Origin of the sequence: Deinococcus soli (ex Cha et al. 2016), from assembly GCF_001007995.1 — a bacterium.
In the GTDB taxonomy this organism is placed as follows: Bacteria; Deinococcota; Deinococci; order Deinococcales; family Deinococcaceae; genus Deinococcus; species Deinococcus soli.
The window spans coordinates 926,493-949,619 of the sequence record NZ_CP011389.1 but is presented as its reverse complement, the minus strand read 5'-3'; the positions used below and the strand labels follow the sequence as shown (position 1 = coordinate 949,619).

Sequence of the window (23,127 nt, the reverse complement as noted above, 5' to 3'; positions counted from 1 at the left end):
CCTGCGCCAGCCCATCGGTCGCCTGGAGAAGGGCACACTGAAGGTATGGACGACTCTCTGAACCGGGATCAGCTCATTGCTCTGGTGCGGCAGCTGCTTCAGGCTGATGTTCACGATGAAGACGAGCGGGGGCAGATTCTGGATACCCTTCAGGAGCAGCTTCTGGATCCTCAGCTCAGCGACTACATCTTCTGGCCGGATCGGGAGATGACTGCTGAGAACATCGTTGATCGCGCGCGGGCGTATATGCCCATCAGCCTGAACTGGTTGCCCGAGCAGTAGCCCATTTCTCTGATCGACAGACCCTAGCATGGGCGGGTGCCTGCGCCCCGCAAGATCATTCACGTGGACATGGACGCGTTCTACGCGTCGGTGGAGCAGCGGGATGACGCGCGGCTGCGGGGGCGGCCCGTGGCGGTCGCGTGGGGCGGGCGGCGGTCGGTGGTCCTGACCGCGAGTTACGAGGCGCGGCCCTTCGGGGTGCGGTCGGCGATGCCGCTATACCGCGCGCTGGAACGCTGCCCGGACTTGGTGGTGGTGGAGCCGAGGTTCGAAGCGTACCGGGAGGTGAGTGCGCAGATCCGCGCGGTGTTCCACACGTTCACGCCGCTGGTGGAGCCGCTGTCGCTGGACGAGGCGTACCTGGACGTCACGGCGCCCCTGACGGGCGGGCCGAGTGCGACGCGCATCGCGCAGGCCATCAAACGCCAGATTCGGGAGACCACGGGCCTGACGGCGACGGCGGGCGTGAGCGTGAACAAGTTCCTGGCGAAACTCGCGAGCGGTCTGCATAAGCCCGACGGGCTGACCGTGATCCTGCCCGTGCAGGTGGACGAGCTGCTGGCCGCGCTGCCGGTCGGGGATTTTCACGGGATCGGCCCGGCGACCGCCGCGAAACTGGCCGGGATGGGCATCCACACGGGCGCGGACCTGCGCGCCGCCGACCCGGCCGCCCTGACGGCGCGGTTCGGGGTGCACGGCGCGCACTTCTCGCGGATCGCGCGGGGCCTGGACGACCGCCCGGTCGAGCCGGACCGCCCGCACCGCAGCGTGGGCACCGAGGAGACGTACGGGCACGACCTGCGCGGCGTGGACGCGGTGGCGGCCCGGCTGCCCGTGCTGGCGCAGGGGGTGGAACGGCGCCTGGAGCGGGCCGGGCTGGCCGCGCGGACGGTGGTGCTGAAACTGAAGTTCGACGACCGCAGCGTCATCACGCGCCGGGTCACCCTTCCGCTGCCAGTACACACGGCGCCGGAACTGGCCCGCGCCGCCGCGCGCCTCCTGACGCCGGAGCTGCTCGCGGGCCGGGGCGTGCGGCTGGCGGGCATCACGGCAGCCGCACTGGTCCCGGCCGGGCAGGTGCCCACGCAACCGCTGCTGCTGGGCGGGTAGGGCAGAGGGGGTAGAGTCGGGCGGTGACCCTGCCCCTGCGCGCCCTGGCGGCGCAGTCTGGCCTGAGTGTCCCGCCCGCCGAGCTGTTCGCGCGGCACGCGGCGCACATCCGTGCCATCGACCCGCTGCTGTTCCGGGGTGAGCTGACCGCGCACGGCGCGCGGGTGCTGCGCTTCACTCGCCTCCTGACCGAGCTGGGCGTGCCCGATCCAGACGGCGAGGCGGCCACCGTCACGTACCGCGAGGCGTACCGCGCCGCCTGGGCGCCCCTACCCGGCGCGGCCGAGGTGCTGCACGAACTGCGCGCTGCCGGGTTGCGGCTGGCGGTCCTGACGAACTACGTGCGCGAGGTCCAGGCCCTGAAACTCGCGCACTTCGGCCTGGACGCCCTGGTGGACGCCGTCCTGTGCGTCGAGGAGGTCCCGGCCGCGAAGCCCGACCCGCGCGCCTACCACGCCGCCTGCGCCGCGCTGGCCGTCACCCCGGCCGAGGCGGTGATGGTAGGGGACTCCAGGGAGAAGGACGTGCAGGGTGCCCGTCGGGCCGGACTGCGGGCGGTGTGGGTGAACCGCGGCAGTCAGGCTGCACCGGAACCGGGGGTGCCGGTCATCGCACACCTGAAGGAGCTGCCGGGCGTGCTGAGCCTCGTGCCGACAGGCTGAAGCGGCGCCCCTGCGTAGATCGGGGGCGCCGCTTCAACTTATGGGGGTCAGACGGTCGCGGGCTGGCGCAGCAGGCTGCTCAGGGCGTCGCTGAACTTGTCGTATCCGGCAAAGTCCAGCTGCTGCTCGTTGTCGCTCAGGGCGGTGGCGGGGCTGGGGTGCACCTCCACGTGAATGCCGTCCGCGCCGACCGCCAGCGCGGCCTTGGCCAGGGGGATCAGCAGGTCGCGGCGGCCAGCGGCGTGCGTGACGTCCACGATGACCGGCAGGTGCGTCTCCTGCTTGGCGAGGGCCACGGCCGACAGGTCCAGGGTGTTGCGGGTCCACTTCTCGTACGTGCGGATGCCGCGCTCGCACAGGATGACCTCGTTGTTGCCCTCGGAGAGGATGTACTCGGCGGCGTACAGCCACTCCTCAATGGTGGCGCTCAGGCCGCGCTTGAGCAGCACCGGGCGGCGCGAGCGGCCCACCTCGCGCAGCAGCGCGAAGTTGTGCATGTTGCGCGCCCCGACCTGAAGGATGTCGGCGTGCTCCGCGACGATCTCCACGTCGCGGGTGTCCATGACTTCGGTCACGAACAGCATGCCATGCTCCTTGGCGACGCGGCTGCCCAGGATCAGGCCATCCACGCCCATGCCCTGGAAGCCGTAGGGGCTGGTGCGGGGCTTGTACGCGCCGCCACGCAGGATCTTCACGCCGCGCGCCGCGAGGAACGCAGCCGTCTGCTCCATCTGCTCCTCGCTCTCGATGGAGCAGGGTCCGGCGACGATGGTGGGGGGCGCGTCCCCACCGATGCGCACGCCGTCGATGTCCAGCACGGTGTCCTCGCTCTTGACCTTGCGGGAGACCAGCAGCTGCTTCTTGTCGTTGCTTTCCTCGAGGTCCAGGCTGGCCTTGAAGATCTCCTTGAAGATGGCCTTCACGGCGGCGCTGGTGAAGGGACCCTGATTCAGGGACTCGATCTCCTTGAGCTGCTTGTCCTCGCGGGCCGGGTCGTAGTGGTTCGGGCGGCCTTCCTGGGTCTTGGCATGCCCGATCTGCGCGACGACCTCGCCGCGCTTGGAGAGCAGGGTGAGCAGGTCACGGTTGATCTGGTCGACCTCGGCGCGGAGGTCCTCAATGCTGCGCTGGTGGGTCATGCTGCGCAGTGTAGGAAAGCCCCGCCCCCCCCGCCCCCACCCTGCTAGTCAATTGCCAGGAGTTGTCCAACCCGAAGTCAGCTCTCAGATTCCCTCCGGGTCAGGAGGCAGGGTGGTCCTCCGCGTTCACCATGTGCACCGCCACGCGCGACAGGGCCGCGTACAGTTCCCGCGCGTCGTCCGACCCGATCTGCGGCGTGTCCCGCAGGGCCGCGTTCATGCACGCCAGCCACGCCCGCGCGCGCGCCGGGGTGATCTCGAACGGCAGGTGGCGCGCGCGCAGGCGCGGATGCCCGTAGCGTTCGTGGTACAGGGGCGGACCGCCCAGAAAGCCGGTCAGGAACGCCAGCTGTTTCTCGGCGGTGACCGTCAGGTCGTCGGGGAAGATCGGGATGAGCTGCGGCTCCTGCGCCACGTACGAGTAGAACCGCGTGACGAGGGCCGACAGGGCGTCCGGACCGATCCGGTCGTACAGGCTGCCGCCCGCGTTCAGGGAGATGGGCGCCGTCATGTCCGCAGGCTAGCCCATACAGCGGTGTTCAGGTGTGCCGAGGGATTCCCTCAGCACACCTGAAACGAGCAGCGCGAGGACCCGCCGCCATCAGCGGTTGGATGCCCTTGGCCCCAGGGCGGAACTGGAAACCGCTGTGCGCGCCCGAACGAATGTCTGCCGCCCGGCAGGGAACGGCCGGGCGGCGGACAGGGCAGCAGGTGACTGCTCCGGCGTTACTTTTTCAGTGCCGTGCCCGCGGGCAGGACGTAGATGGTCTCCAGACCCCACGGCTGCGGCTTGGCGGGGAACTGCGCGGCGCGCCACACGACGTAGTTGCCGATCTCCGGCGCGGTCAGGACGGACGTCTTGTACGGCGCGTTCGGCCACTGCACGCCGTCCGGCGCGTCGGCGTCCGCCACGGCGATCAGCCCGCCGCGGCCCAGCAGGTCCGAGAGTTTCGCCATGGGCGCGTACCCGTCACGGCACCAGAACATCACCTGCGCGCCCTGCGCGGCCAGGTTCTCGATGTCCGGGATGCGGGCCTTCAGGAATGCGTCCAGGTCGTAGGCGCGCACGCGCAGGTCGCGTTTGTACAGGTAGTCGGCGGGAATGGTGACCGTCTCGGCGCGGGCGCCTGAGGCGAGCAGCGTGGCGGGCGTGATGGTCGCGCTGGCCAGGGCCGCGACCTTGAACACCGCGAGCTGCTGCGCTTTGGGCTGCGCGGGCGCGGCGTGCGCGGCGGACATGAACGACAGGGCCAGGGTCAGGAGCAGAGCAGGATGACGCATACAGGAAACCTCCGTGGCCCGCTCGGGCGGGCGCGGGGCACTGTAGCGCAGCCCGCCCGCACGGGCGTACAGAAATGACACAAGGGGAAAGGGGGCCCCGGCGTGACCCGTGCCCCCCTCCCTATCCCGGGCGCGCGCCTGTTACACGTCGCGGCGGTCGAACGCGAAGATGCTCAGCAGGCCGAACCCCACCGTGTAGATCAGCAGCAGGATAACGTCCTTGCCCAGCGTGTCCTGATTGCTGGGCAGGAACAGCTGGAAGTAGTTCGTGAGCAGCACCGGCTGGATCGCCTGGGGCAGCACCACGAACAGCCGCATGACGATCAGCGTCGCGAAGGTCGCCAGCGCGGCGGCGGCGGTGTTCAGGTACAGGATGCCGAACAGCAGCGCCAGCGCCGCGATGGGCATCAGGGACACCCCGGCCAGCAGCGTGCCGCGCAGCACCTCCCCGAGGGCCGCCTCGCTGGTGAGCGTGCCGACGCCCACGAGGCCGCCGGCGCCCAGCCCGGTGCCGCCCTGGAAGTTGCCGTACCCCAGGGGCAGGCCCGCGATGAGCGACCCGAGCAGCGTCACGAGCAGCAGGACGAACGGGTACGTGATCGCCACGATCAGCTTGCTGAGGATCACGCGGGTGCGGTCCACGGGGCGCAGCAGCAGCGGCGCCAGCGTGCCGTGCGCGACCTCCGCGCCGATCATCTCGGCGGCCATCACGGCGATGAACAGCGGCAGCAGGAACTGGATGCTGGTGAAGATGCTGATGAACGGCAGCTGCCACCCGCTGACCAGTGCGACGGCCTGACCGGGCGCGAACAGCTGGTCCAGGCGCGGCGCGAATGCCCACAGCAGCGGCAGCAGCAGCGTGACCAGCAGTGCCAGCCGGACGCTGCGCGCGCCGAACAGTTTGCGGAATTCCAGGCTGAGCAGGGTCAGCATGCGCGTCCCCCGGTGCGGTGAATGGTGGTCATGCTTGCTCCACGCGTTCGCGGTAGTACTCGTACAGGTCGAAGTGGTCAGGGCTGGCCTCGAACACGCGGATGCCCTCGTTGTGCAGGTGCGACAGGGCGTCCGGCACGCGGGACTCGCCGCCCAGGTGCGCGATGGCGTACGGCGTGCGGGTGCTCACGCGCCGCACGAACGGCAGGCGTTCGAGCACGGCGGCCGCGCCGACCGGGTCGTCCACCCGGAAGCGGTACGCGGCCTGCCGGGCGCGCAGGTCCACGGTGTCCACCAGTCGCCCGCCGGTCAGGATGCCGACCGTGTGCGCGTACGTGGCGATCTCGCGCAGGTGGTGCGTGCTCAGGACGACCGCGCAGCCGCTCGTGGCGAGACTCGTGACGATCCGGTGGATCAGCCCGATGCCCAGCGGGTCGAGGCCGCTGGTGGGTTCGTCCAGGATCAGGACCTTCGGTTCGGCCAGCATGGCGCTCGCCACGCCCAGCCGCTGCCGCTGTCCCAGCGAGTACTCGCCGACGCGGCGGTCGGCCATGCGCGTCAGTTCCAGCAGGGCCAGCACCTCGCGGATGCGGTCGCGGTTGATCCGGCGGCCGCCCGGGGCCATCGCGGACAGGTTCGCGTGAATCTGGAGGTTCTGGGTGCCCGTGAACTGCGGGTAGAACTTGGCGGGGGCTTCCACGACGGCGCCCAGGTACGCGCGGGCCCGCTGGCCGTCGGTGTGCACGTCACGCCCCAGCAGCCGGACCTCGCCGTCCGAGGGGAAAGCGAGGCCCGTCATGGTGCGGATCAGGGTGGTCTTCCCGGCGCCGTTGGGGCCGGTCAGGGCGTATACCTCTCCGGGTTTGACGGTCAGGTGCACGTCCTCCAGGACGGCGCTCGAACCGTATGTCTTGTACAGCCCCCGGACCTCGATGGCCGGGACGGCTGGCGCACCTTGCTTCGTCACCTGCACAGCGTACCCCACGCACCGTCAGGAAGTCCTTACATTCCTCACCTGCGCGCGGGATGAACGCCGTTCAGGCCCTCTCAGTGAAGGTACGGGTCCGTGAGGAGATTCAGAATCCCTTCACTGACCTGCCCTGTTCGCCAGTCAGCGCAGCCCGAGGGCGAAGTCGTTCATGGCACGCGCCGCCGCGCTGGCCTTCTCGAAGGTCGCGGCGTGCCCTGCGCCGGGAATCAGCACCAGTCGGCTGCCCGGGGTGTTCATCTGCATCTTCATGGCGACCTCGGGCGGCGTCAGGTTGTCCTCCGCGCCGAACAGGTACAGGGTGGGCACCCGGATGGTCGGCAGGATGGGGTTCGCGTCCGGGCGGTTGGCCAGGGCGGTCGCGCCGCCCACCGCGCCGTTCAGGCTGGCCTGCTTCACGAGGCCGCCCAGGTGCATGACCTGATTGGGCATCGTCATGCGGCTCTGGCCGGTCAGCATGCGCGGCATCAGGATGTCCACGAGGCTCGCCACGCCCCTCTCCTGCGCCTGCTGCCCGGTGCCCAGCCAGTTGGCCTTCTCGGCCACGCCACTGGGATCGGCGGTCGTGTCGATGAAGATCAGGCCCCTGAAGCGCTCGGGGGCCATCTTGTACATCTGGAACAGCGTCATGCCGCCCATGCTCATGCCGCCCGCCACGACCTGATTCAGGTTCAGGGCGTCCATGACCCCCAGCACCGTGCTGGCGTAGTTCTCGATGCTGGCGTCCGCATTCGGCGCGCGGCTCAGGCCGAAGCCGGGCAGATCCACGGTGATCACGCGGAAGTTCCGGGCGAGCAGCGCGCGGTTGTTCTTGAACAGCTCGCCGCTCAGCGGGTACCCGTGGATCAGCAGCAGCGGCTGGCCACTGCCGGTCGCCTTGTAGAACACGGTCGAGCCGTTCACGGTCACGGTGCCCCGGTCGGGCACAGTCGGCCCCTGGGCACCCCCGGCAAGAGCAGCGGTGGCAAGAAGGGCCGTCAGGGTGGTCAGGGTACGTTTCATGGGGGAACCTCGTGGGAATGCGCGGCAGGAGAAAGTGCCCCGGCGGCGCCAGTGTCGCGCCTGTCAGGAACCGGCCGGCTTCGGTTGAACGAGCCCACCATCCCAGACCCTGACCGCCCCCAAACGGGGGAAGTCCCACCTTGTGAAGCTCCCTTCAGGTTCGTCCCAAAGTCAGATCAGGAAGCCCCTCATGAGCCCGCGCCCCCCGTCACTCCACGAACAGCGGCCACCCGCTGGGGCGGGTCGCCCCGACCTCCACCGCGCGGCGGTGCAGTTCCCGCACGGCCCGCTCGCCCTCCTCGCCCACGTCCAGGCTGAAGGGGTTCACGTACAGGTCGATGTGCGCCTGCATCACCTCGTCCGACATCTCCAGCGCGTGCTCGCGGATGTACGCGCGGGCCGCGTCCGGGTGCGCGTACGCGTACTCCAGGCTGGCCCGCACCGCCGCGTTCAGGCCGCGCTGCACGTCGTGCGGCAGGTCGCGGCGCACCAGGATCGCGCCCAGTGGGAGGGGCAGCCCCGTCTCCTGTTCCCACCACGCGCCCAGGTCCAGCAGGCGGGTCAGGCCGTACTCGTGGAAGGTGAAGCGCGACTCGTGAATGATCAGGCCCGCGTCGATGGGCTGCCCCCCGAACTCGCCGCGTTGCACGGCGGGCATCACCTCGTCGTACCGCATCCGGACCACGTTCACCCCCGGGAATACCAACCGCAGCAGCAACTCCGCCGTGGTCAGCGCGCCCGGCGACGCCACCGTCCGCCCGTTCAGGTTCTGCACGTCCCCGCGCGTCACGATCAGCGGCCCCACCCCGCGCCCCAGCGCCCCGCCCGCGCGCAGCGCCACGTACCGGTCCATCACCTCGAAGTACGCGCGGTAACTGATCTTCGTCATCGGCAACCGCCCGGACAGCGCCCACTCGTTCAGGGTCTGCACGTCCTCCAGCACCTCGCGCACCGGCAGCGGCCCCCGCACCAGCCCCGCGTGCAGCGCGTGAAAGATGAACGTGTCGTTCGGGCAGAACGAGTACCCCAGGTCCAGCACCGCAGGCAGCTCGGCGGAGGACTCGGGGGACGAAACAGGGGAGAGGGCGTCCAGGCTCATGCCGCCCAGGGTACGCCCCGCCCGCCGCCTGCACCGCAACCCCCACCACCCCGCCTCTCTGGCAGGTTCCGTCTGCTTCATGTACAGCACGGAAGGACACCGGACTGTCTATTCCGCGTCCGGAACCTGCCCTGCTCCAACTCGCCTCCGCTCGGATTGAACGGTTGACCGAACCGTTCAACCGGAGCCCTTCTCAGCCGGCCGTCAGGTTCGGCCCGTACGCTGCCCACATGACCCCCACCCGCGTCCGTCTTCCCCTGCGTCCTCTCGTCACGGGCCTGCTGGCCGCCGCCCTGGGCAGCGCCGCGCTGGCCGGGGGCGGCACCGCGCCGCTGAACACGGCCCCCCAGACCACCGCCCCCTTCGGCTGCCGACCTGGGTACGTCCGCCCGGACTTCCGGGCCCTGACCGCCCAGCTGACCCAGGCCCGCGCTCTGTGGGCCCGCCAGCGGCCCGCCAGCTACACCTACGACGTGAACCAGATCGCCGCGCCCGTCCTGTTCCCTGGCACCCGCGTCACGGTAAGCGGCGGCCGCGTGACCCGCACCACCCTGGCCCCCGGACAGGAAGGCACCGTGAACCCCGCCCTGTCCGCGCGCACCATGGACGCCCGCTTCAACGAGATGGCCGCCACCCTGAAAGCCCAGGCGAAAGCCCCCTGCCCCATCGTCCGGCAGAGCTTCGACCCCGCCTACGGCTACCCCACCCGCTTCGCGTCCGGCCTCGGCGACGAGGGCATCATGGACGGCTTCGGCGAGTGGACCATCAGCAACTTCACGGTGAACTGACCGCGGTGTTCAGAGGCGTTGAGCAAACCACTCAACGCCTCTGAACCGAGCAGCGCGAGAAGCCGTCAACACCAGCGGTTGGAAGTGGAGTTGAAGGGCGTGCCGTTGGCCCTTCAATGGAACTGGAAACCGCTGTGAGAGCCCCCTCAGTCGGCTGAACCCCTCAGTCGGCTGCGCCGACAGCTCCCCTTGAGGGGAGCCTGGGCCGCCCCACGTTTACCGGACGTCTTTCAGGGCGTCGCGGGCCGCCTGCGCGTCACGGGAAATCTGAGCCTTCAGTTCGTCCAGGCCGCTGAATTTCTGCTCGCCGCGCAGGTGCGTGAAGAACTTGACCTGCAACTCCTGCCCGTACAGGTCGCCGCTGAAGTCGAACAGGTGCACCTCGAAGCGGCGGTCCGTGCCGTTCACGGTCGGGCGGAAGCCCACGTTCGCCATGCCGTGCCAGCGCCCGTGATCCCCGACCGCCACGACCGCGAACACGCCCAGCGGCAGGGCCTTACCGTCCGGCACGCGGATGTTCGCGGTGGGCCAGCCGATCGTGCGGCCCAAGCGGTCGCCCTGCACGACCACGCCCTGCGCGTCGTAGTGGCGGCCCAGCAGGCGGCGCGCGCCGTCCACGTCGCCGCTCTTGAGGTACTCGCGCACGCGGGTGCTCTTGATGTCCTCGCCGCTCAGGCCGTGGATGGGCACCACGACCACCTCCGACGCGACCTCGCGCAGGTCCGCGGCACTTCCGGCGCGCCCCTGCCCGAAGTGGAAGTCCTCGCCGACGACAATCGCGCGCGGGCGCAGCAGGCGCAGGTCATCCAGGAACGCCTCCTTCGGTCGGGACGCGAACTCCGGCGTGAACGACGCCGCGATGGTCTCGTCCACGCCGTAGCGGGCCAGCAGGTCCAGCTTCTCCGGCAGCGTGGACAGGAACTCCACGCCCTGCGTCAGCACCCGCGTGGGCGGATCGAAGGTGTACACCACGCTGGGCACCCGGTGCTCGCGCGCCTTGGCCTTCAACTGCGCGATCAGCGCCTGATGCCCCAGGTGCACCCCGTCGAACGACCCCACTGCGACCACCGTGGCGGTGTCCGGGCGCTGGCCGGGCGACACGTACGTCTTCACGCTCCCGCCCCGCGCAGCACCAGCAGCTGCGCCGCGTGCAGGGCCGCCGCGACCGTGGACGCACTCCCTATCAGCGTCCCGTCCCGCAGCCCCGCCAGGACCCGAGCGGGCGGCAGCCACAGCACCTCAATCCCCTCCTCGTCCTCGTCGTGCGGCAGTTTGCTCTCCCGGAGGTTCGTCGCCTCGAACACGTACAGGAACTCGTCGCAGAACCCAGGGCTGGCGTAGAAGCGCGTGAACAGCGTCACGTCGCCGTCCAGGCCCGCCTCCTCCTGCAACTCGCGCCGCGCCGCCTGCTCGGGCGTCTCGCCCGGATCGATCAGCCCGGCCGGCGCCTCCACCGTGAACGCCCCCACCGCGCGGCGCTCCTGGCGGACCAGCAGCATCTCCCCAGCGTCGTTCAGGGCCAGGATCGCCACCGCGTCCGCGTGCCGCACCACCTCCCACTTGCCGTCCAGGAGTTCCAGGCGCACGATCCGCCCGTCATACACCACCCTCGTCTCACCCGTCGTCTCGCCGGTCATCTTCCGGCAACTGTAATGCACCCGCCCCCACATCCCCACGCGGTCATAGACTGCGCCCATGTTCACCCGCCCGGACCTGGAAGCGCGCGAGGCCGCCACGCTGGCCCCCTACGCCACCCTCAGCCGCGACCACGGCGGACGCGAACACGCAGAAGACGAAAGCGAGACCCGCACCGCCTTCCAGAAGGACCGCGACCGGGTGCTGCACACCACCGCCTTCCGCCGCCTGGAAGCCAAGACGCAGGTGTTCCTCTCGGCCGCCGGGGACCACTACCGCACCCGCCTGACCCACACCCTGGAGGTCCAGCAGGTCGCCCGCAGCGTCGCCCTGAGCCTCGGCCTGAACGAGACGCTCTCCGAGACCATCGCCCTGGCCCATGACCTCGGACACCCCCCGTTCGGGCACGCCGGGGAACGCGTCCTGAACCAGCTTCTTTCAGACGAGGGCGGCTTCAACCACAACCTCCAGGCGCGGCGCATCGTCACGCTGCTCGAACACCCCAAGAGCGAGTACCCGGGCCTGAACCTCACCCACGACACCCTGGACGGCCTGAACAAACACCACCGCGCGGGCCTGGGCCAACCCAGCCTGGAAGCACAGCTCGTGGACGCCGCCGACGCCCTGGCGTACACCGCGCACGACCTCGACGACGGCCTGCGCAGCGGCCTGATTACCCCCGCGCAGCTGGCCGACCTACCCCTGTGGGCCGAACTTACCCGCCGCGCCGGCGTGCACGGCCACGACCTGAGCGAACAGGGCCGCCGCACCCTGCACCGCCAGCTCCTCGGCTGGCTGATCAAGGACCTCACGCACGCCAGCCACGCCGCCGTCTTGGCGAGCGGCGTCACCACCCCCGCCGAGGTCCGCGCGCAGCCCACCCGCCTCATCACGTACAGCCCCGACATGCGCGCCCTGCTGCGCGACACCGGCACGTTCCTGCGCGAGCACCTCTACCGTCACTGGCGGGTCGAGATGCAGGTCGAACAGGCCACCCAGGTCCTCCAGAGCCTGTACCACGCCCTGATGAACCGCCCCAGCATGCTCCCGCCCACCTACCGCGCCCTGGCCGCCAGCGAAGGCCAGCCGCGCGCCGCCTGCGACTACCTCAGCGGCATGACCGACCGCTACGCACTGGACACGCACGCCACCATCACCCCCGGCGGCCCCGCCACCCTCTGGCCCCGCTGAGGCACCCGGCGGCAACAGGTGTTGACAGGGTGAAGACCCCCTGATACATTTATGCCCGCCTGCCCGAGAGGACAGCGCAGACAACAACAGGTGCGCGGGTGTAGCTCAGCTGGTTAGAGCGCACGCCTGATAAGCGTGAGGTCCCCAGTTCAAGTCTGGGCATCCGCACCAAAGAAGAGAAACCCCGTCAGTGACGGGGTTCTTTCGTTGTGGGGGTCGGGCAGGTCAGGCGTGCGCGTCCGCGTGTTCGCCCAGCACGGTGCGGATCACGTCACTGATCGTCACGACGCCCAGCAGGTCCCCGTCCTGGGTGATGACCGGCAGGCCGTGCACGTCCAGGTCCAGCATGCGGGTCAGTGCGTCGCGCATGGGAACGCTCTCGGTGACGTACCCGGTGGGGGGGCGCATCAGGTCGGCGGCCGTGAGACCACTCAGGAAGAACTGATCGGCCAGGACGGTGGGCCCGTGCGTGGCCCCGGCGCGGTCCACGGCAGCCGTGAGGTCCTTCTCGTGCAGCACGCCGCGCAGCTGGGTGCCCTGCACGACGGGCAGGACGTGCAGGCGCGTGACCTTCAGCGTAGCGGCGGCCTCGCTGGCGGGCGTGCCGGGCGTGACGGTCACGACGCCCTTGGTCATGTGCTGGTCCACTGCGCCCCAGTGGAGCCGCGCGGCGCGGCCCTCGGCCCGCAGGACGTCCGTCAGGGTCAGCATGCCGCGCAGTTCCCCGTCGTCATCCACGACGGGCAGGCCGCCCACGCGCCGGTCCAGCATCAGCCGCAGCGCCGCCGTCAGGGCCGCGTCGGGCGTGACCGTCAGGACCGGGTGGCGCATGATGTCCCGCGCCCGCACGCGCCCCACGCGGTCCGTGAAGGCCCACGGCGTCAGGCCCTCGCTCAGGGTGGGCAGCGCGCGGCGCACCTCGCCGTCCGTGACGATCCCCACCACGCGGCTGTCCTGCACCACCGGCAGGCGCTTGACGCGCAGTTCCTGCATGGTGACCACGGCGTCCGTCAGGGAGCTGTGGGGCGAAAGCGTGACCGCGCGGGCGTGCATGGCGTCCTTCACGAGCAGGGCAGTGGTCATGGTGAAACCTCCTGCCCACAGGGTCGGCGCCGCCTGTTACGGAGGCATTACAGGGCGGGAGGGTCGGGGAAGATGCGGTCCAGCCACGCAAAACGCTGTTCAAGAAGGGGCAGTTCGAGGTGCAGCACGTCTTCTTCCAGGTCCATCAGATACCGGGTCAGCGAGAAGACGTGAACCTGCGGGAAGGGAAACTCAGGGGTGGGTGTTAGCGGCACGGTGGTCCAGCTGGTGTCCGTGTCGTCGGGGTGAACGAGCCACCACAGGCACAGAAGAGGTTCGACGGTATAGGAAGCTTTGTCGAGTTCAGATGGTGGAAGCATGGGTGTCAGGACCTTCTGCACGAGTGCTTCCTGAAACCTCGTGTTCTCCTGATCCCAGATCCACCGGTGCCACTGTCGCTGGCCGATCTCGCGGAGCTGCTCGTGAGACGTGTCCGGCGCGAGATAGACGCCGCCGATGGCGTTACCACCCCACATCTTGATCTCGGTCTGGTATAGCTTTCCCTGACCGTCGTCAATCCAGGCGTCGAGTCTGGGGCCTTTCTTCGCCCCGGTCGTGACTTTCGTGCTGATCAGGGCCGCGCCCGGGTTGGTCTGGCGCAGGTGGTGAAGGATCAGCCCGACCGCCAGCGGCTCGCCGATCAACCCCGTCATGCCGGTGTGGTGCCCGTTGGCGTCCAGATCGCCGGAGTTCATGAACTTCAGCAGTTCCAGGCGGCTCACGCTCATGCTTGTGGAGGGCATGCATACAGCATAGGGACCGGGATTGAACGCCCGGTCCCTATGTGTGTTCTGAGGGTCAGATCAGGCTGAGTTCGCTGCCCTCGCCGAGGTGCGCGAGGTGCTCGGGGAGGTTGCCGGGGCGGTCCATGACGATCTGCTCGGCCTTGTAGCTGCTGCGGACGAGGGGACCGCTGACGACTTCCAGGAAGCCGAGGCTCATGGCTTCCTCGCGGATCTCGTCGAATTCGGCGGGGGAGACGTAGCGTTCGACGGGCAGGTGGTGCATGGTGGGGCGCAGGTACTGCCCGAAGGTGAGGACGTCCACGCCGGCTTCGCGGCAGTCGCGCATGGTTTCGCGGAGTTCCTCGCGGGTTTCGCCCAGGCCGAGCATGATGCTGGTCTTGGTGATGACGTCGGGGCGGGCCTGCTTGGCGTGCGCGAGGACCTTGAGGGTCTGGTCGTAGTCGGCGCGGATGTCGCGGACGGGGTGGGTGAGGCGGCGGACCGTTTCGAGGTTCTGGGCGTAGGTGTCCACGCCGCTGTCCAGCACGAGGTCCACGCAGTGGGTGTTGCCGCCGAAGTCGGGCGTGAGGGCCTCGACGCGCGTTTCGGGGTTGAGGCGTTTGATGGCCTGGACGGTCTTGGCGAAGTGGTACGCGCCGCCGTCCGGCAGGTCGTCGCGGTCCACGCTGGTCAGCACGACGTACTTGAGGCCCATGAGCTGGACGCTCTCGGCGACGCCCCGGGGTTCGTCGAGGTCGAGTTTGCCCATGGGGTTGCCGGTGTCCACGGCGCAGAAGCGGCAGGCGCGGGTGCAGATGTGGCCCATGAGCATGAAGGTGGCGGTGCCGCGGCTCCAGCATTCGCCGATGTTGGGGCACATGGCTTCCTCGCACACGGTGTGCAGGCGGTGTTCCTTGACGATCTTGCGGACTTCCGTGAAGACCTGACCCGTCGGGATGGTGACTTTCAGCCACTCGGGTTTCTTGTCGCGGACCGGGACGCTGTCCTTGCGGTAGATGCCGTTCTTGATGAACTTGGGTTCCTTGGCGTTCTCTTGGGTCATGGGTTCAGCTCCCGGCTGCCGCGGGGGTGGGCAGCGTCCAGTCGTACTGGGCAAAGGTGGTGTGGAAGGCGCGCGTCAGGGCGTCTTTGGCTGTCTGCATGCTGGCCGCTCTGTTCAGGCCGCGCAGGTCGTACTCACGCTGCACGCTGGTCATGTGCGTCTGCGTCAGGCCGCACGGGACGATCAGGTCGAAGTGCTGCAGGTTCGCGGTCACGTTCAGGGCGAGGCCGTGCAGGGCCACGTGCCGCTGCACCGCGACGCCGAACGACGCGATCTTCTGATCGTACGTCAGGCCGTTCACGTCCCGCTCGGTGACGTACACGCCGGCGTAGCCGGGGTTGGGCCGGGCGTCCTCCAGGCCCAGGTCGTGCAGGGCCGTGATGGTCGCCTGTTCGAGCAGGCGCAGGAAGTCCGCGACCCGGCGGCCGACGGGGAAGATGGCGTACGCAACGAGCTGGCCGGGGCCGTGGTACGTGACGTCCCCGCCGCGTTCGACCTCCAGCACCTCGATGCCCTGCGCCTTCAGGTAGTCGCGGGTGACGATGATGTTGGTGCCCTCGCGCGCCTTGCGGCCCAGCGTGAGGACGGGCGGGTGTTCCACGAGCAGGAGGGTGGGCGGGGCGTCCCCGGCGGCCACCTGCGCGTGCAGGGTTTTCTGGAGGTCCCAGGCGTCCCGGTACGGCGTCACGCCGAGATCCCGGACGGCGAAGGGGGAGGCGGTCATGCGGCGATTGTACGTCCGCGCCGGGGCCTTTTAACGTGCCCTGGGCGGGAGTCTGCCCGGTATTGACCACGCTGCGTGGTGAATCCTGCGCCCCGCGCTGGTCGAGCCCGTCCGTACGGCCCGGACGCCATGGGTGGGCGCTGCGCCATCTGGCTCAGGGCAGACCCCGGGCCGCGCCCTAGGGTGAGGTATGGACCTGGTGCCCCCCGATGAACAGTTCAAGGCGAGCTTCCTGGACGCCGTGCGCGAGGCGCAGGCCACCGGCAGCGGCCTGGGCGACACCCTCAGCTTCGACGTGACCGACATGGAACGCGACTTCCCGGCCTTCCTGGCCCACCTGCGCCGCTTCGAACCCGGCCACGCCCTCCCCGAGGGCTTCGTGCACTCCGAGCCCCTGTGGCTCGTGGACGGGAGCACGTACCTGGGCCGCGCCAGCATCCGCCACACCCTGAACGCCCGCCTGCGCGAATTCGGCGGTCACATCGGCTACGAGGTCCGCCCCGGCGCCCGCCGCCAGGGGCACGCCACCCGCATCCTCGCCGGATCGCTGCGCCGCGCCCGGGAACTGGGCATCGAGTCGGCCCTCGTGACCTGCGACGCGGACAACACCGGCTCGCGCCGCACCATCGAGAAGAACGGCGGCGTGCTGGAAGGCCAGTTCGTGGTGCCGGACCACCCCAAACCCATCCTGCGCTTCTGGGTGCCCACGCCCACCTGACAGCGGTGTCCAGTTCCGCCCGCAGTCCCTCTCAGGTGCTCGCTCTGCTCGATGCAGCGGTATTGAAGGGCTTCCTCAATACCGCTGCATTCTGTTGAGAACACCGACAGCAGACCGGGGAGGGCGGCTCGGCCCTCCCCGGATCACGCGCCCCGTCAGCCGTTGCGGAGCTCCCCGGCCTTCTCCTCCATGAGGTGCGCGAGGTCCTCCAGCGCCTGCGCCTGCTGCGAGGGGGCTGCGCCCGTCTCGGTGAGTTTCTCCGCGACCGCCTCACCGATGCGGGTCAGGGCGTCCACCTGCTGCGGCGCGGCCTCGTCCAGTTCCGCCAGTCGACCCACGAGCTGCTCGCCCGCGTCGCCCAGCACCTGCGCCTCCTGCTCGGCACTCAGGCGCCCCAGGGTGGCGACCCGGTCATGGTACTCGGCGCTCACGCGCTCAAGCTGCGCCACCTGTTCCAGCGTGTCGGCCTGCACCTGCGCGGCCTGCATCAGGGTGCCCAGCGCCTGCACCTGCTCGCGCACGCGCGCGTGAATGCCTTCCAGACGGCGGACATTCACCTCGCTGACCGGCGTGCGGGCCACCTCGTCCAGCGCCGTGCAGACCAGTTCGTCCAGCGCGCGGGCCGCCGTGATCTGCGCCTCGCCGCTTTCCAGGATGTGCCGCAGCGCCTCCTCCTGCGCCGAGCGGGCCTCGCCACCCGCGCCGAAGGGCAGGGCGCGCAGCTGCTGGGTTGTGACCTGCACCACCTCACGCAGCGCGTCCGTGGCGGCCAGACCTTCCCGGCCCGCACGGATGATCGCGTCCAGCGCGCTGGTCTGCGCCCACCCGGCCGCCCCGACGTGCTCACGGGCGCGGACCTCCGCCACGCGGCGGCGCTGCTTCAGGGACGCTTCGCGCACCTGCGCGACCTGCTGGGAGGCATCTTCGATTGCCGTCATGCCGACCAGACTGCCGCGTGCCGCGGGGTACCGAACGTGACCGGCGCCGCACTTGCCCCCGGCGGGGGCGGCCCGTATACTTCTAAAGTTTGGTCGTCTGCCCAGTCGACCAGTTCATCAGGAGCACGAACGTCTCTGCCCGCAGACAGTGGGACGGTGGGACGGTCCGCTGCCCGAAGGAGCAAACCATGCAGCACGCAATCAAAGTGAACCGTGGCGCCATCCTGCGCGCCGTCGAGCAGCCCCACCTCAAGGCCGACCTGCCCGAGTTCCGCCCCGGCGACACCGTCCGCGTGGAAACGAAGGTCGTCGAAGGCAACCGCACCCGCAACCAGGCCTTCGAGGGCGTCGTGATCGCCATCAACGGCACCGGCAGCCGCAAGAGCTTCACCGTCCGCAAGATTTCTTTCGGTGAAGGCGTGGAGCGCGTGTTTCCCTTCAACAGCCCCCTGGTCGCCAAGATCGCCGTGCTGGAGCGCGGCAAGGTCCGCCGCGCCAAGCTGTACTACCTGCGCGAACTGCGCGGCAAGGCTGCCCGCATCAAGAGCGACCGCAGCCGCGTGATGAAGGACGCCGCCGCCAAGGCCGCTGCCAGCAGCAAGAGCGAGGAGTAACCCCCGCCCGAGCGCGCCGCCCCCAGTCCCGGGGCGGCGCGCTTCCTGTTGCGCCGGGATGAGCCCTCGCCCTGGCTGGCCAGCCGCTACTGTGCAGGCATGACCCCGACCGACGTCGCGCCCGGCGCGCTGCTTGCCCTGGACCTGGACGGCACCCTCCTCGGTCCGCAGGGCGAGGTGCCACCCGACCTGAGCGGCGAACTGCACGCCTGGGCCGGTGCGGGCGCGCATCTGGCCCTGCTGACCGCGCGGGGCCGCGTGCCCCCCGAGCTGCGGGACTGGCCGCTGCACACCGTCACCCGCTGCTACGGCGCCTGGGCTGAACAGGCCGGGCAGCCCCTGTGGTCGTGGCCCCTGCCGGACGCGACGGTCGGCGCCGCCATCAAGGCCATTCGCCTGTCCGACCGGCGGGTGGGCAAGACCCTGCTCGTCACGGCCGACCCGGGCGGGATCGTGCGCGGCCCACACCCGGCATTCGAGACGTCCTGGCCGCAGGCGCGCGAGGTGCTGAAGGTCGTGCGGGGCGACACGCCCGCCCGGCTGGACGCCCTGGCGCAGGACTGGTCGGTGCTGGGCGGCACCGAGCTGATCCGCGAGCGGGACACCCGGCTGGTGCTGATCCACCGGGGGGCGGCCAAGGGCGCGGCGCTGCGTGAGCTGACCGCGCGGCTCGGCGTGCCCCGGGCGCGCGTGGTGGCCGCTGGGGACGGCCCGGCGGACGCCGCGATGCTCCCCCACGCGGGCACGTTCATCCGCGTGGGCACGCACCCGGCCCTGAGCGGCGCCAGCGTCGGCGTGGCGGGCCCGCACGACCTGCCCGGCGCCCTGGCCTGCCTGCGCGCGGCCCTGTGGGCCCACGACCGGCACGGGGACTCGCGCCCCACCGGGCACGACCTGCGCCTCCCCTGACCCGGTCTGGCCCGGCGCCCGCTCTGGGGAGAACGGGGGTGGATCTTCACGCTCCGGGGGGCGCTGCCCCACCTACGCCTCGCCGCGCGCGCGAACTTCCTACAGTGACCACACGGGCGACCCTCGGTCCCTGACTGCCCCCGCCTGCCCACCGTCCGGGGCCGGACCTCCCGCTCATCTCGCCCGCTCTACTGGAGGACCCTCCCTTGCCTCACGTCACGCCCGCGTCTCCACGCCCCGGCCCCGCGCGCCTGCTCGCGGCCGCCGCGCCGCTGCGCCGCACGGGCTTCCTGCCGTCCCGCGCGCCAGTCCTGACCCTTCCCGGGCCGTTCGCGGCGCTGACCAGCCTAATTTCCGCCCTGGCCGCCGCCTACGGGGCGGGCGGGGTGCGCCCCCTGATCCGCGAGGCCGCGTCCGGCTGGCCCGCCGACCTGACCCGGCAGGCCGACGCCCTGACCCCGGACGAACAGGACGCGCTGCTGTCGGCCGCCGCGATCCTGATGCACCTGTACCGCTGGGACGCCGTGCCCGTCCACCCGGACCGGTTCCACGAGGTGCCGGACTTTCCCCACGCGCTGGAGGGCCTGTTCCGGCACCTGAGTGCCGCGCGGGGCCTGCCGCCCTGCGGGGGGCTGTACACCCTGAAATACCTCAACTGGCGCAGCTCGGACGTGGCTCCCGGCGCGGTGTACGACGCGGCGACCCTGCATGCCGGGAACGTCCGGATCGCCCACTCCTGGCAGTCGGGCGAGGCGGGCGAGCAGCTGGACCTGTGGATCCAGACGTTCGTGCTGGCCGAGGCGCGCGGGCAGGCGGTCATGGTGGCCGGGCTGGACGCCGTGCAGGCCGCGCACGAGCACGACCGGGACGCGCTGGCGGGCGCGCTGGAGGCCCTGCACCACGCGATCCGCGCCGTGGCGCGCGAGATCAACGTCTTCACGCGCTTCCACGTGATCCGCACGGACCTGTGGCGCGTGCTGACCCAGCCCACCTTCGGCTGGGGCCTGACCGAACGCGGCACGCTGCTCGAGGGCGCCAGCGGCCTGCAACTGGGCGCCACGCAGTTCGCAGACCTGACCCTGGGCGTGCCGTTCAGCGGCCCGCTGGGCGCGGCGCTCCTCGCGTCCCGCGCGTACCTGCCGCCCGAGCAGCGCGCCCTGCTGAGTGCCTGGGACGCCCACCACGGCGACGTGCGCGCCGCCGTGCAGGCCTGGGGCGACAGCCGCGCGCGCGACCTGTATGGCGCCTGCGTGCAGAACATGGAACGCTGGCGCGTCAGTCACCGCGAGCGCGGCGCGGCGTACCTGCGCGGCGACGGGCGCTCACACGTGATGGCCTCCACCGGCACGCAGTTCGAGGCGGGCGTGCCGCACGATCAGGCCTTCCGTGACCTGATGACCACCCGCGTGGACGACACCCGCTCCCGGCGCCTCGGTCCGGACGGGGACTGATCCGGGCTGCGTACATGATGACGGAGAGGTCGGCTCAGCAGGTTCTCCACGGGCCGACCTCTCGCGGCGTCCTCAGTTGCTGTTGCCGCTGCCATCCGGGGAGGGGGCGATCAGGGGGGACGTGGCGTCGGTGGTGGGCGCCCCTCCCTGGCCCAGGAGGGTGCGCAGTTCCTCGATCACGGCGCGTTCCTTGTCGTTCACCTGCTCGCCGCCGATGCCCAGGAAGCCGCCTTCCTTCGCGGCGCCCGCGGTGCGTTCGGCCACGTTGATCAGCATGGCGCGGTACGCGGCGGCGTCCTCGGGGCTGGCCTTCGCGGAGACCAGCCACGCCGCCTGACGCACGCCCTGGAGGCTCTGCTCGCGGGCTTCTTCCATGTTCCGGGCGCGCTCCTGGTGCGGCATGGCCTGCGGGTCGGGCGCGGTGCCCAGCAGGTCGGCGGCGATGGCCTCCAGCAGGGGCGTGCGGGTGTGCGCGCTGACGCTCTCGCGCACGGCCTGCCCGATGGCCTGCGCCTCGGCGACCAGACCGGTCAGGCCGCTGGGGCTGGCGGCGACAACCGCCGCGCCGGCCCGGCCGGGGCCGGTCATGACCTTGAACCACTCGTCTGCCGTGAAGTTGTCCTTGATACCCATGCCTTCAGGGTACGGGCCGGGCGGCGGGGCTGTGTTCGGCGTTCATTCACGCTTGGGCAGGCCACTCAGGTCGAAGCGCACCTGCTCGGTGTCCTCCCGGACGCTCACCGGGTCGGCCTCCAGTCCGTGCGAGCCGAACATGCCCCCGGCGGCGCCGCTGGCCCCCAGCGGATCATGGGTGCGCTCGTCCCGGGGCACGAGGGGTTTCATGCGCAGGGCCAGCACGATCAGGGCGGTGGGCAGCACGATAAAGAGCAGGAACGCGATCATGGGTGGGCCTCCGGCGCGCGTCGGGGTGGGGAGGGGCGCCCGAGCATCCTGGCACGTTCAGGCGTCGCTGGGGGGCAGCGTCCAGCCGGTCCGGGCAGCCCACTCCTGCGCCCCGGCGATGATCAGGTCCATCACGGGGTCCTTCACGGCGTAGTAGGCGTCCACGTCGCGTGGGTGCAGCCGGGCGAGCTGCACCTTGATCTCGCCGTACGCAGCGGCGGCCGCCGGGGTGGCGCGCAGGAAGTCGCGCATCAGCAGCGGGTAGCGGTGGTTGAAGCGGCCCACCTCGCGCACATGCACGTGCACCTGCCCGGCGCGGCTGGCGTACGCCTTGCGCAGCTCGGCGGGGTCCAGGGTCAGCCCGGGCGGCAGGTGATCCGTGGTGACGGCGGGGCGCGGTTCGTAGCCCAGGGCCGCCAGGGTGTCCAGCACGGCGGGCGCCGCGTTCAGGTCATGCAGGCCGATCTGAAGGTCGGTCACGTCCTTGGCCCGCAGGCCGGGGACGGCGGTCGAGCCGATGTGGTGCAGCGCCGCGCCGGGCGGCAGGTGGGGGCGGATGGCGGCCGCCAGTGCATGGAAACGTGCCGCCCAGTCGGGATCGGGCGGCACGATGGTGATGACCGTGGACATGCTTCAGAGGGTACCGGCCCTGGGCCGGGCCGGGGTCAGCAGGGCGAGGCTTCGGGGGTGGCGGGGAGGTCCGGTGTGGTGGGGGCGGGGGCGTTCAGGTGAGTCTTGGCCCAGCCGTCGATGGCGTCGATGACGCTCTGGAGTTCCAGGCCAGCCGGGGTGAGGCTGTAGACGCTGCGGGCGAGTTTGCCGTGGCTGTCCTCGGTGCGTTTGGTGATCAGCGTCAGGGTCTCGAGGTGCTCCAGCCGCTGCGTGAGGGTGGCGCTGTTGCAGCCGCCGACGGCGCGGGCAAGTTCGTTAAACCCTTTCTCACCGTTCAGCAGGGCGCGGACAATGTGCAGCACCCATTTCTCCTGCAACACCCCGATGGCCCGGTAGACCGGGCAGAAACCAGTGTGTTCAGTGCTCATACCCAGAGTCTACACGGCATGACTGACCAGATCATGACGAAAGACACACCGCTTGACTTTTCAAAGCACTGGGGATAACCTCTTGCCATGACCGCGACGACCCCCAAAGTGCTCGACATCAAGGAAGCCATCGAAACCCGCCGCAGCATCCGCAAGTACGTCCAGGAACCCATGAACCAGGACGACCTGCACGAGATCCTGCGCCTTGCCAGCCTGGCCCCCAGCGCCTGGAACGCCCAGACCTGGCGCTTCGCCGTCGTGCAGGACGCCGCCATCAAGCAGCAGCTCCAGGACGCCGCCTACGGCCAGGGTCAGGTCACGAACGCCCCCGCCGTCATCGTCGTCTACAGCGACATGGAAGACACCCTGGCCACCGTTGAGGAAACCGCGCACCCCGGCATGGGCGAAGCGGGCCGCACCGGCCAGCGCAGCACCTTCGACGGCGTGTTCGGCGCCCAGCCGGTCGCCCAGCGCGGCCAGTGGGGCCTGAGCCAGGCGAACATCGCCTTCGGCTTCCTGATGCTCGCGGCCCGTGGCCTCGGCTACGACACGGTGCCCATGCTCGGCTTCGACCCCGCCAAGGTCAGGGAGATCCTCGGCCTGCCCGAGCACGTCCAGTTCGCCGGTCTGCTCCCCGTCGGCAAGCGCGCCGAGGACGGCTTCCCCCACCACCGTCACAGCGTCGAACGCCTCACCAAGTTCTACTGACCCGGCGTCCCTGAGCTGCGCCGGTGCCGGGCCCGCGCCCGCGGGCACACCACGCGTCAGTTGGCCGGACCCCAGACCGCTCCCCCACCCGGGAGCGGTTTTTCACATTCTCCATGTCCCCCCAGCGGTACTGCACCCGGC

The 23,127-nt window shown here is 70.4% G+C and carries 28 protein-coding genes and 1 tRNA gene; 11 read left to right on the top strand and 18 right to left on the bottom strand.

The genetic code is table 11. From position 1 onward, the window contains the following. Nucleotides 1-45: 45 nt before the first annotated feature. From SY84_RS04705 to SY84_RS15775, 3 genes are read left to right on the top strand one after another with little or no spacing between them, the layout of a single operon-like run. Nucleotides 46-282 (top strand): hypothetical protein, encoded by a 237-nt coding sequence (locus SY84_RS04705; RefSeq protein ID WP_046843044.1) that lies wholly within the window; start codon nt 46-48, stop codon nt 280-282. Between the two features lie 36 nt (nt 283-318). After that, nucleotides 319-1,392, top strand: a complete 1,074-nt coding sequence (dinB, locus tag SY84_RS04700; RefSeq protein ID WP_229755707.1) for a DNA polymerase IV — start codon at nt 319-321, stop codon at nt 1,390-1,392. 23 nt (nt 1,393-1,415) lie between these two features. Continuing rightward, nucleotides 1,416-2,054 carry an HAD family hydrolase gene (locus SY84_RS15775; RefSeq protein ID WP_052751040.1) on the top strand — a complete coding sequence of 213 codons (639 nt, stop codon included), beginning with the start codon at nt 1,416-1,418 and terminating at the stop codon, nt 2,052-2,054. A gap of 47 nt (nt 2,055-2,101) precedes the next feature. On the opposite strand, the gene SY84_RS04690 is transcribed toward SY84_RS15775, so the two are convergent. From SY84_RS04690 to SY84_RS04660, 7 genes are all read right to left on the bottom strand, one after another. Further along, a complete protein-coding gene (locus SY84_RS04690; protein ID WP_046843043.1) occupies nt 2,102-3,193 on the bottom strand; it encodes a bifunctional 3-deoxy-7-phosphoheptulonate synthase/chorismate mutase in 1,092 nt (363 codons plus the stop codon). Nucleotides 3,194-3,293: 100 nt separating this feature from the next. Next, a complete protein-coding gene (locus SY84_RS04685) occupies nt 3,294-3,704 on the bottom strand; it encodes a globin (RefSeq protein WP_046843042.1) in 411 nt (136 codons plus the stop codon). A gap of 215 nt (nt 3,705-3,919) precedes the next feature. After that, on the bottom strand, nt 3,920-4,474 hold the full coding sequence (locus tag SY84_RS04680; protein WP_046843041.1) for a hypothetical protein: 555 nt from the start codon (nt 4,472-4,474) through the stop codon (nt 3,920-3,922). Between the two features lie 141 nt (nt 4,475-4,615). Next, nucleotides 4,616-5,407 carry an ABC transporter permease gene (locus tag SY84_RS04675; RefSeq protein WP_046843040.1) on the bottom strand — a complete coding sequence of 264 codons (792 nt, stop codon included), beginning with the start codon at nt 5,405-5,407 and terminating at the stop codon, nt 4,616-4,618. A gap of 28 nt (nt 5,408-5,435) precedes the next feature. Next, entirely contained in the window at nt 5,436-6,374 is a 939-nt protein-coding gene (locus SY84_RS04670) for an ABC transporter ATP-binding protein (RefSeq protein WP_046843039.1), read from the bottom strand. A gap of 144 nt (nt 6,375-6,518) precedes the next feature. After that, nucleotides 6,519-7,397, bottom strand: coding sequence for an alpha/beta fold hydrolase (locus SY84_RS04665; protein ID WP_046843038.1), 879 nt, complete (start codon nt 7,395-7,397; stop codon nt 6,519-6,521). Nucleotides 7,398-7,605: 208 nt separating this feature from the next. Beyond that, nucleotides 7,606-8,496: a 1,4-dihydroxy-6-naphthoate synthase gene (locus tag SY84_RS04660; RefSeq protein WP_046843037.1), complete on the bottom strand. Its 891-nt coding sequence runs from the start codon at nt 8,494-8,496 to the stop codon at nt 7,606-7,608. A gap of 230 nt (nt 8,497-8,726) precedes the next feature. Here SY84_RS04660 and SY84_RS04655 point away from each other — a divergent pair, with 230 nt between their 5' ends. Further along, nucleotides 8,727-9,284 (top strand): DUF6174 domain-containing protein, encoded by a 558-nt coding sequence (locus tag SY84_RS04655; protein WP_046843036.1) that lies wholly within the window; start codon nt 8,727-8,729, stop codon nt 9,282-9,284. Between the two features lie 216 nt (nt 9,285-9,500). On the opposite strand, the gene ribF is transcribed toward SY84_RS04655, so the two are convergent. Together ribF and SY84_RS04645 are read right to left on the bottom strand one after the other, a co-directional pair. Next, a complete protein-coding gene (gene ribF / locus SY84_RS04650) occupies nt 9,501-10,397 on the bottom strand; it encodes a riboflavin biosynthesis protein RibF (RefSeq protein WP_046843035.1) in 897 nt (298 codons plus the stop codon). Beyond that, nucleotides 10,394-10,921, bottom strand: a complete 528-nt coding sequence (locus SY84_RS04645) for an NUDIX domain-containing protein (RefSeq protein ID WP_046843034.1) — start codon at nt 10,919-10,921, stop codon at nt 10,394-10,396. Before SY84_RS04645 ends, ribF begins: the two co-directional genes overlap by 4 nt. 58 nt (nt 10,922-10,979) lie before the next feature. On the opposite strand from SY84_RS04645, the gene dgt reads away from it, so the two are divergent. Then, nucleotides 10,980-12,110: a dGTP triphosphohydrolase gene (gene dgt, locus SY84_RS04640; protein ID WP_046843033.1), complete on the top strand. Its 1,131-nt coding sequence runs from the start codon at nt 10,980-10,982 to the stop codon at nt 12,108-12,110. Nucleotides 12,111-12,204: 94 nt separating this feature from the next. Then, nucleotides 12,205-12,281, top strand: a tRNA-Ile gene (locus SY84_RS04635). Nucleotides 12,282-12,335: 54 nt separating this feature from the next. On the opposite strand, the gene SY84_RS04630 is transcribed toward SY84_RS04635, so the two are convergent. The 4 genes from SY84_RS04630 to lipB are packed head-to-tail and all read right to left on the bottom strand — an operon-like array spanning nt 12,336 to nt 15,705. Beyond that, nucleotides 12,336-13,193: a CBS domain-containing protein gene (locus SY84_RS04630; RefSeq protein ID WP_046843032.1), complete on the bottom strand. Its 858-nt coding sequence runs from the start codon at nt 13,191-13,193 to the stop codon at nt 12,336-12,338. Between the two features lie 47 nt (nt 13,194-13,240). Beyond that, nucleotides 13,241-13,936: a hypothetical protein gene (locus tag SY84_RS04625; RefSeq protein WP_157882891.1), complete on the bottom strand. Its 696-nt coding sequence runs from the start codon at nt 13,934-13,936 to the stop codon at nt 13,241-13,243. A 55-nt stretch (nt 13,937-13,991) separates the two neighbouring features. Further along, a complete protein-coding gene (gene lipA, locus SY84_RS04620) occupies nt 13,992-14,981 on the bottom strand; it encodes a lipoyl synthase (RefSeq protein WP_046843030.1) in 990 nt (329 codons plus the stop codon). Between the two features lie 4 nt (nt 14,982-14,985). Beyond that, nucleotides 14,986-15,705, bottom strand: coding sequence for a lipoyl(octanoyl) transferase LipB (gene lipB, locus SY84_RS04615; RefSeq protein WP_046843029.1), 720 nt, complete (start codon nt 15,703-15,705; stop codon nt 14,986-14,988). A gap of 190 nt (nt 15,706-15,895) precedes the next feature. Here lipB and SY84_RS04610 point away from each other — a divergent pair, with 190 nt between their 5' ends. Further along, a complete protein-coding gene (locus tag SY84_RS04610) occupies nt 15,896-16,423 on the top strand; it encodes a GNAT family N-acetyltransferase (RefSeq protein ID WP_046843028.1) in 528 nt (175 codons plus the stop codon). Nucleotides 16,424-16,578: 155 nt separating this feature from the next. On the opposite strand, the gene SY84_RS04605 is transcribed toward SY84_RS04610, so the two are convergent. Beyond that, a complete protein-coding gene (locus SY84_RS04605) occupies nt 16,579-17,361 on the bottom strand; it encodes a hypothetical protein (RefSeq protein WP_046843027.1) in 783 nt (260 codons plus the stop codon). 188 nt (nt 17,362-17,549) lie between these two features. Here SY84_RS04605 and rplS point away from each other — a divergent pair, with 188 nt between their 5' ends. The 3 genes from rplS to SY84_RS04590 all read left to right on the top strand — a co-directional run bounded on the left by rplS (nt 17,550) and on the right by SY84_RS04590 (nt 20,335). After that, nucleotides 17,550-17,975 (top strand): 50S ribosomal protein L19, encoded by a 426-nt coding sequence (rplS, locus tag SY84_RS04600; RefSeq protein ID WP_046843026.1) that lies wholly within the window; start codon nt 17,550-17,552, stop codon nt 17,973-17,975. 99 nt (nt 17,976-18,074) lie between these two features. Continuing rightward, nucleotides 18,075-18,884: an HAD family hydrolase gene (locus tag SY84_RS04595; RefSeq protein ID WP_046843025.1), complete on the top strand. Its 810-nt coding sequence runs from the start codon at nt 18,075-18,077 to the stop codon at nt 18,882-18,884. A gap of 206 nt (nt 18,885-19,090) precedes the next feature. Then, entirely contained in the window at nt 19,091-20,335 is a 1,245-nt protein-coding gene (locus SY84_RS04590; protein WP_046843024.1) for a hypothetical protein, read from the top strand. Between the two features lie 72 nt (nt 20,336-20,407). Here SY84_RS04590 and SY84_RS04585 read toward each other — a convergent pair whose 3' ends face one another. From SY84_RS04585 to SY84_RS04570, 4 genes are read right to left on the bottom strand one after another with little or no spacing between them, the layout of a single operon-like run. After that, nucleotides 20,408-20,968, bottom strand: coding sequence for a hypothetical protein (locus tag SY84_RS04585; protein WP_046843023.1), 561 nt, complete (start codon nt 20,966-20,968; stop codon nt 20,408-20,410). Nucleotides 20,969-21,010: 42 nt separating this feature from the next. After that, entirely contained in the window at nt 21,011-21,238 is a 228-nt protein-coding gene (locus SY84_RS04580) for a hypothetical protein (protein WP_046843022.1), read from the bottom strand. Between the two features lie 57 nt (nt 21,239-21,295). Beyond that, nucleotides 21,296-21,868 carry a GrpB family protein gene (locus SY84_RS04575; protein ID WP_046843021.1) on the bottom strand — a complete coding sequence of 191 codons (573 nt, stop codon included), beginning with the start codon at nt 21,866-21,868 and terminating at the stop codon, nt 21,296-21,298. Between the two features lie 35 nt (nt 21,869-21,903). Continuing rightward, nucleotides 21,904-22,278, bottom strand: a complete 375-nt coding sequence (locus tag SY84_RS04570) for a winged helix-turn-helix transcriptional regulator (RefSeq protein WP_046843020.1) — start codon at nt 22,276-22,278, stop codon at nt 21,904-21,906. Nucleotides 22,279-22,365: 87 nt separating this feature from the next. On the opposite strand from SY84_RS04570, the gene SY84_RS04565 reads away from it, so the two are divergent. Continuing rightward, nucleotides 22,366-22,986 (top strand): nitroreductase family protein, encoded by a 621-nt coding sequence (locus tag SY84_RS04565; RefSeq protein ID WP_046843019.1) that lies wholly within the window; start codon nt 22,366-22,368, stop codon nt 22,984-22,986. The last annotated feature ends 141 nt before the right edge of the window (nt 22,987-23,127 follow it).

Bases quoted from the DNA above. Each gene is read 5' to 3' on its own strand.
- SY84_RS04655 (WP_046843036.1), top strand. From the start codon at position 8,727: ATGACCCCCACCCGCGTCCGTCTTCCCCTGCGTCCTCTCGTCACGGGC.
- SY84_RS04685 (WP_046843042.1), bottom strand. From the start codon at position 3,704: ATGACGGCGCCCATCTCCCTGAACGCGGGCGGCAGCCTGTACGACCGG.
- SY84_RS04575 (WP_046843021.1), bottom strand. From the start codon at position 21,868: ATGTCCACGGTCATCACCATCGTGCCGCCCGATCCCGACTGGGCGGCA.
- SY84_RS04690 (WP_046843043.1), bottom strand. From the start codon at position 3,193: ATGACCCACCAGCGCAGCATTGAGGACCTCCGCGCCGAGGTCGACCAG.
- SY84_RS04605 (WP_046843027.1), bottom strand. From the start codon at position 17,361: ATGACGGCAATCGAAGATGCCTCCCAGCAGGTCGCGCAGGTGCGCGAA.
- lipB (WP_046843029.1), bottom strand. From the start codon at position 15,705: ATGACCGCCTCCCCCTTCGCCGTCCGGGATCTCGGCGTGACGCCGTAC.
- SY84_RS04585 (WP_046843023.1), bottom strand. From the start codon at position 20,968: ATGGGTATCAAGGACAACTTCACGGCAGACGAGTGGTTCAAGGTCATG.
- SY84_RS04630 (WP_046843032.1), bottom strand. From the start codon at position 13,193: ATGACCACTGCCCTGCTCGTGAAGGACGCCATGCACGCCCGCGCGGTC.
- SY84_RS04660 (WP_046843037.1), bottom strand. From the start codon at position 8,496: ATGAGCCTGGACGCCCTCTCCCCTGTTTCGTCCCCCGAGTCCTCCGCC.
- SY84_RS04570 (WP_046843020.1), bottom strand. From the start codon at position 22,278: ATGAGCACTGAACACACTGGTTTCTGCCCGGTCTACCGGGCCATCGGG.
- dgt (WP_046843033.1), top strand. From the start codon at position 10,980: ATGTTCACCCGCCCGGACCTGGAAGCGCGCGAGGCCGCCACGCTGGCC.
- SY84_RS04565 (WP_046843019.1), top strand. From the start codon at position 22,366: ATGACCGCGACGACCCCCAAAGTGCTCGACATCAAGGAAGCCATCGAA.
- SY84_RS04705 (WP_046843044.1), top strand. From the start codon at position 46: ATGGACGACTCTCTGAACCGGGATCAGCTCATTGCTCTGGTGCGGCAG.
- rplS (WP_046843026.1), top strand. From the start codon at position 17,550: ATGCAGCACGCAATCAAAGTGAACCGTGGCGCCATCCTGCGCGCCGTC.
- SY84_RS04580 (WP_046843022.1), bottom strand. From the start codon at position 21,238: ATGATCGCGTTCCTGCTCTTTATCGTGCTGCCCACCGCCCTGATCGTG.
- lipA (WP_046843030.1), bottom strand. From the start codon at position 14,981: ATGACCCAAGAGAACGCCAAGGAACCCAAGTTCATCAAGAACGGCATC.
- SY84_RS04610 (WP_046843028.1), top strand. From the start codon at position 15,896: ATGGACCTGGTGCCCCCCGATGAACAGTTCAAGGCGAGCTTCCTGGAC.
- SY84_RS04595 (WP_046843025.1), top strand. From the start codon at position 18,075: ATGACCCCGACCGACGTCGCGCCCGGCGCGCTGCTTGCCCTGGACCTG.
- SY84_RS04675 (WP_046843040.1), bottom strand. From the start codon at position 5,407: ATGCTGACCCTGCTCAGCCTGGAATTCCGCAAACTGTTCGGCGCGCGC.
- SY84_RS04680 (WP_046843041.1), bottom strand. From the start codon at position 4,474: ATGCGTCATCCTGCTCTGCTCCTGACCCTGGCCCTGTCGTTCATGTCC.
- SY84_RS04665 (WP_046843038.1), bottom strand. From the start codon at position 7,397: ATGAAACGTACCCTGACCACCCTGACGGCCCTTCTTGCCACCGCTGCT.
- SY84_RS04645 (WP_046843034.1), bottom strand. From the start codon at position 10,921: ATGACCGGCGAGACGACGGGTGAGACGAGGGTGGTGTATGACGGGCGG.
- SY84_RS04625 (WP_157882891.1), bottom strand. From the start codon at position 13,936: ATGCCCTCCACAAGCATGAGCGTGAGCCGCCTGGAACTGCTGAAGTTC.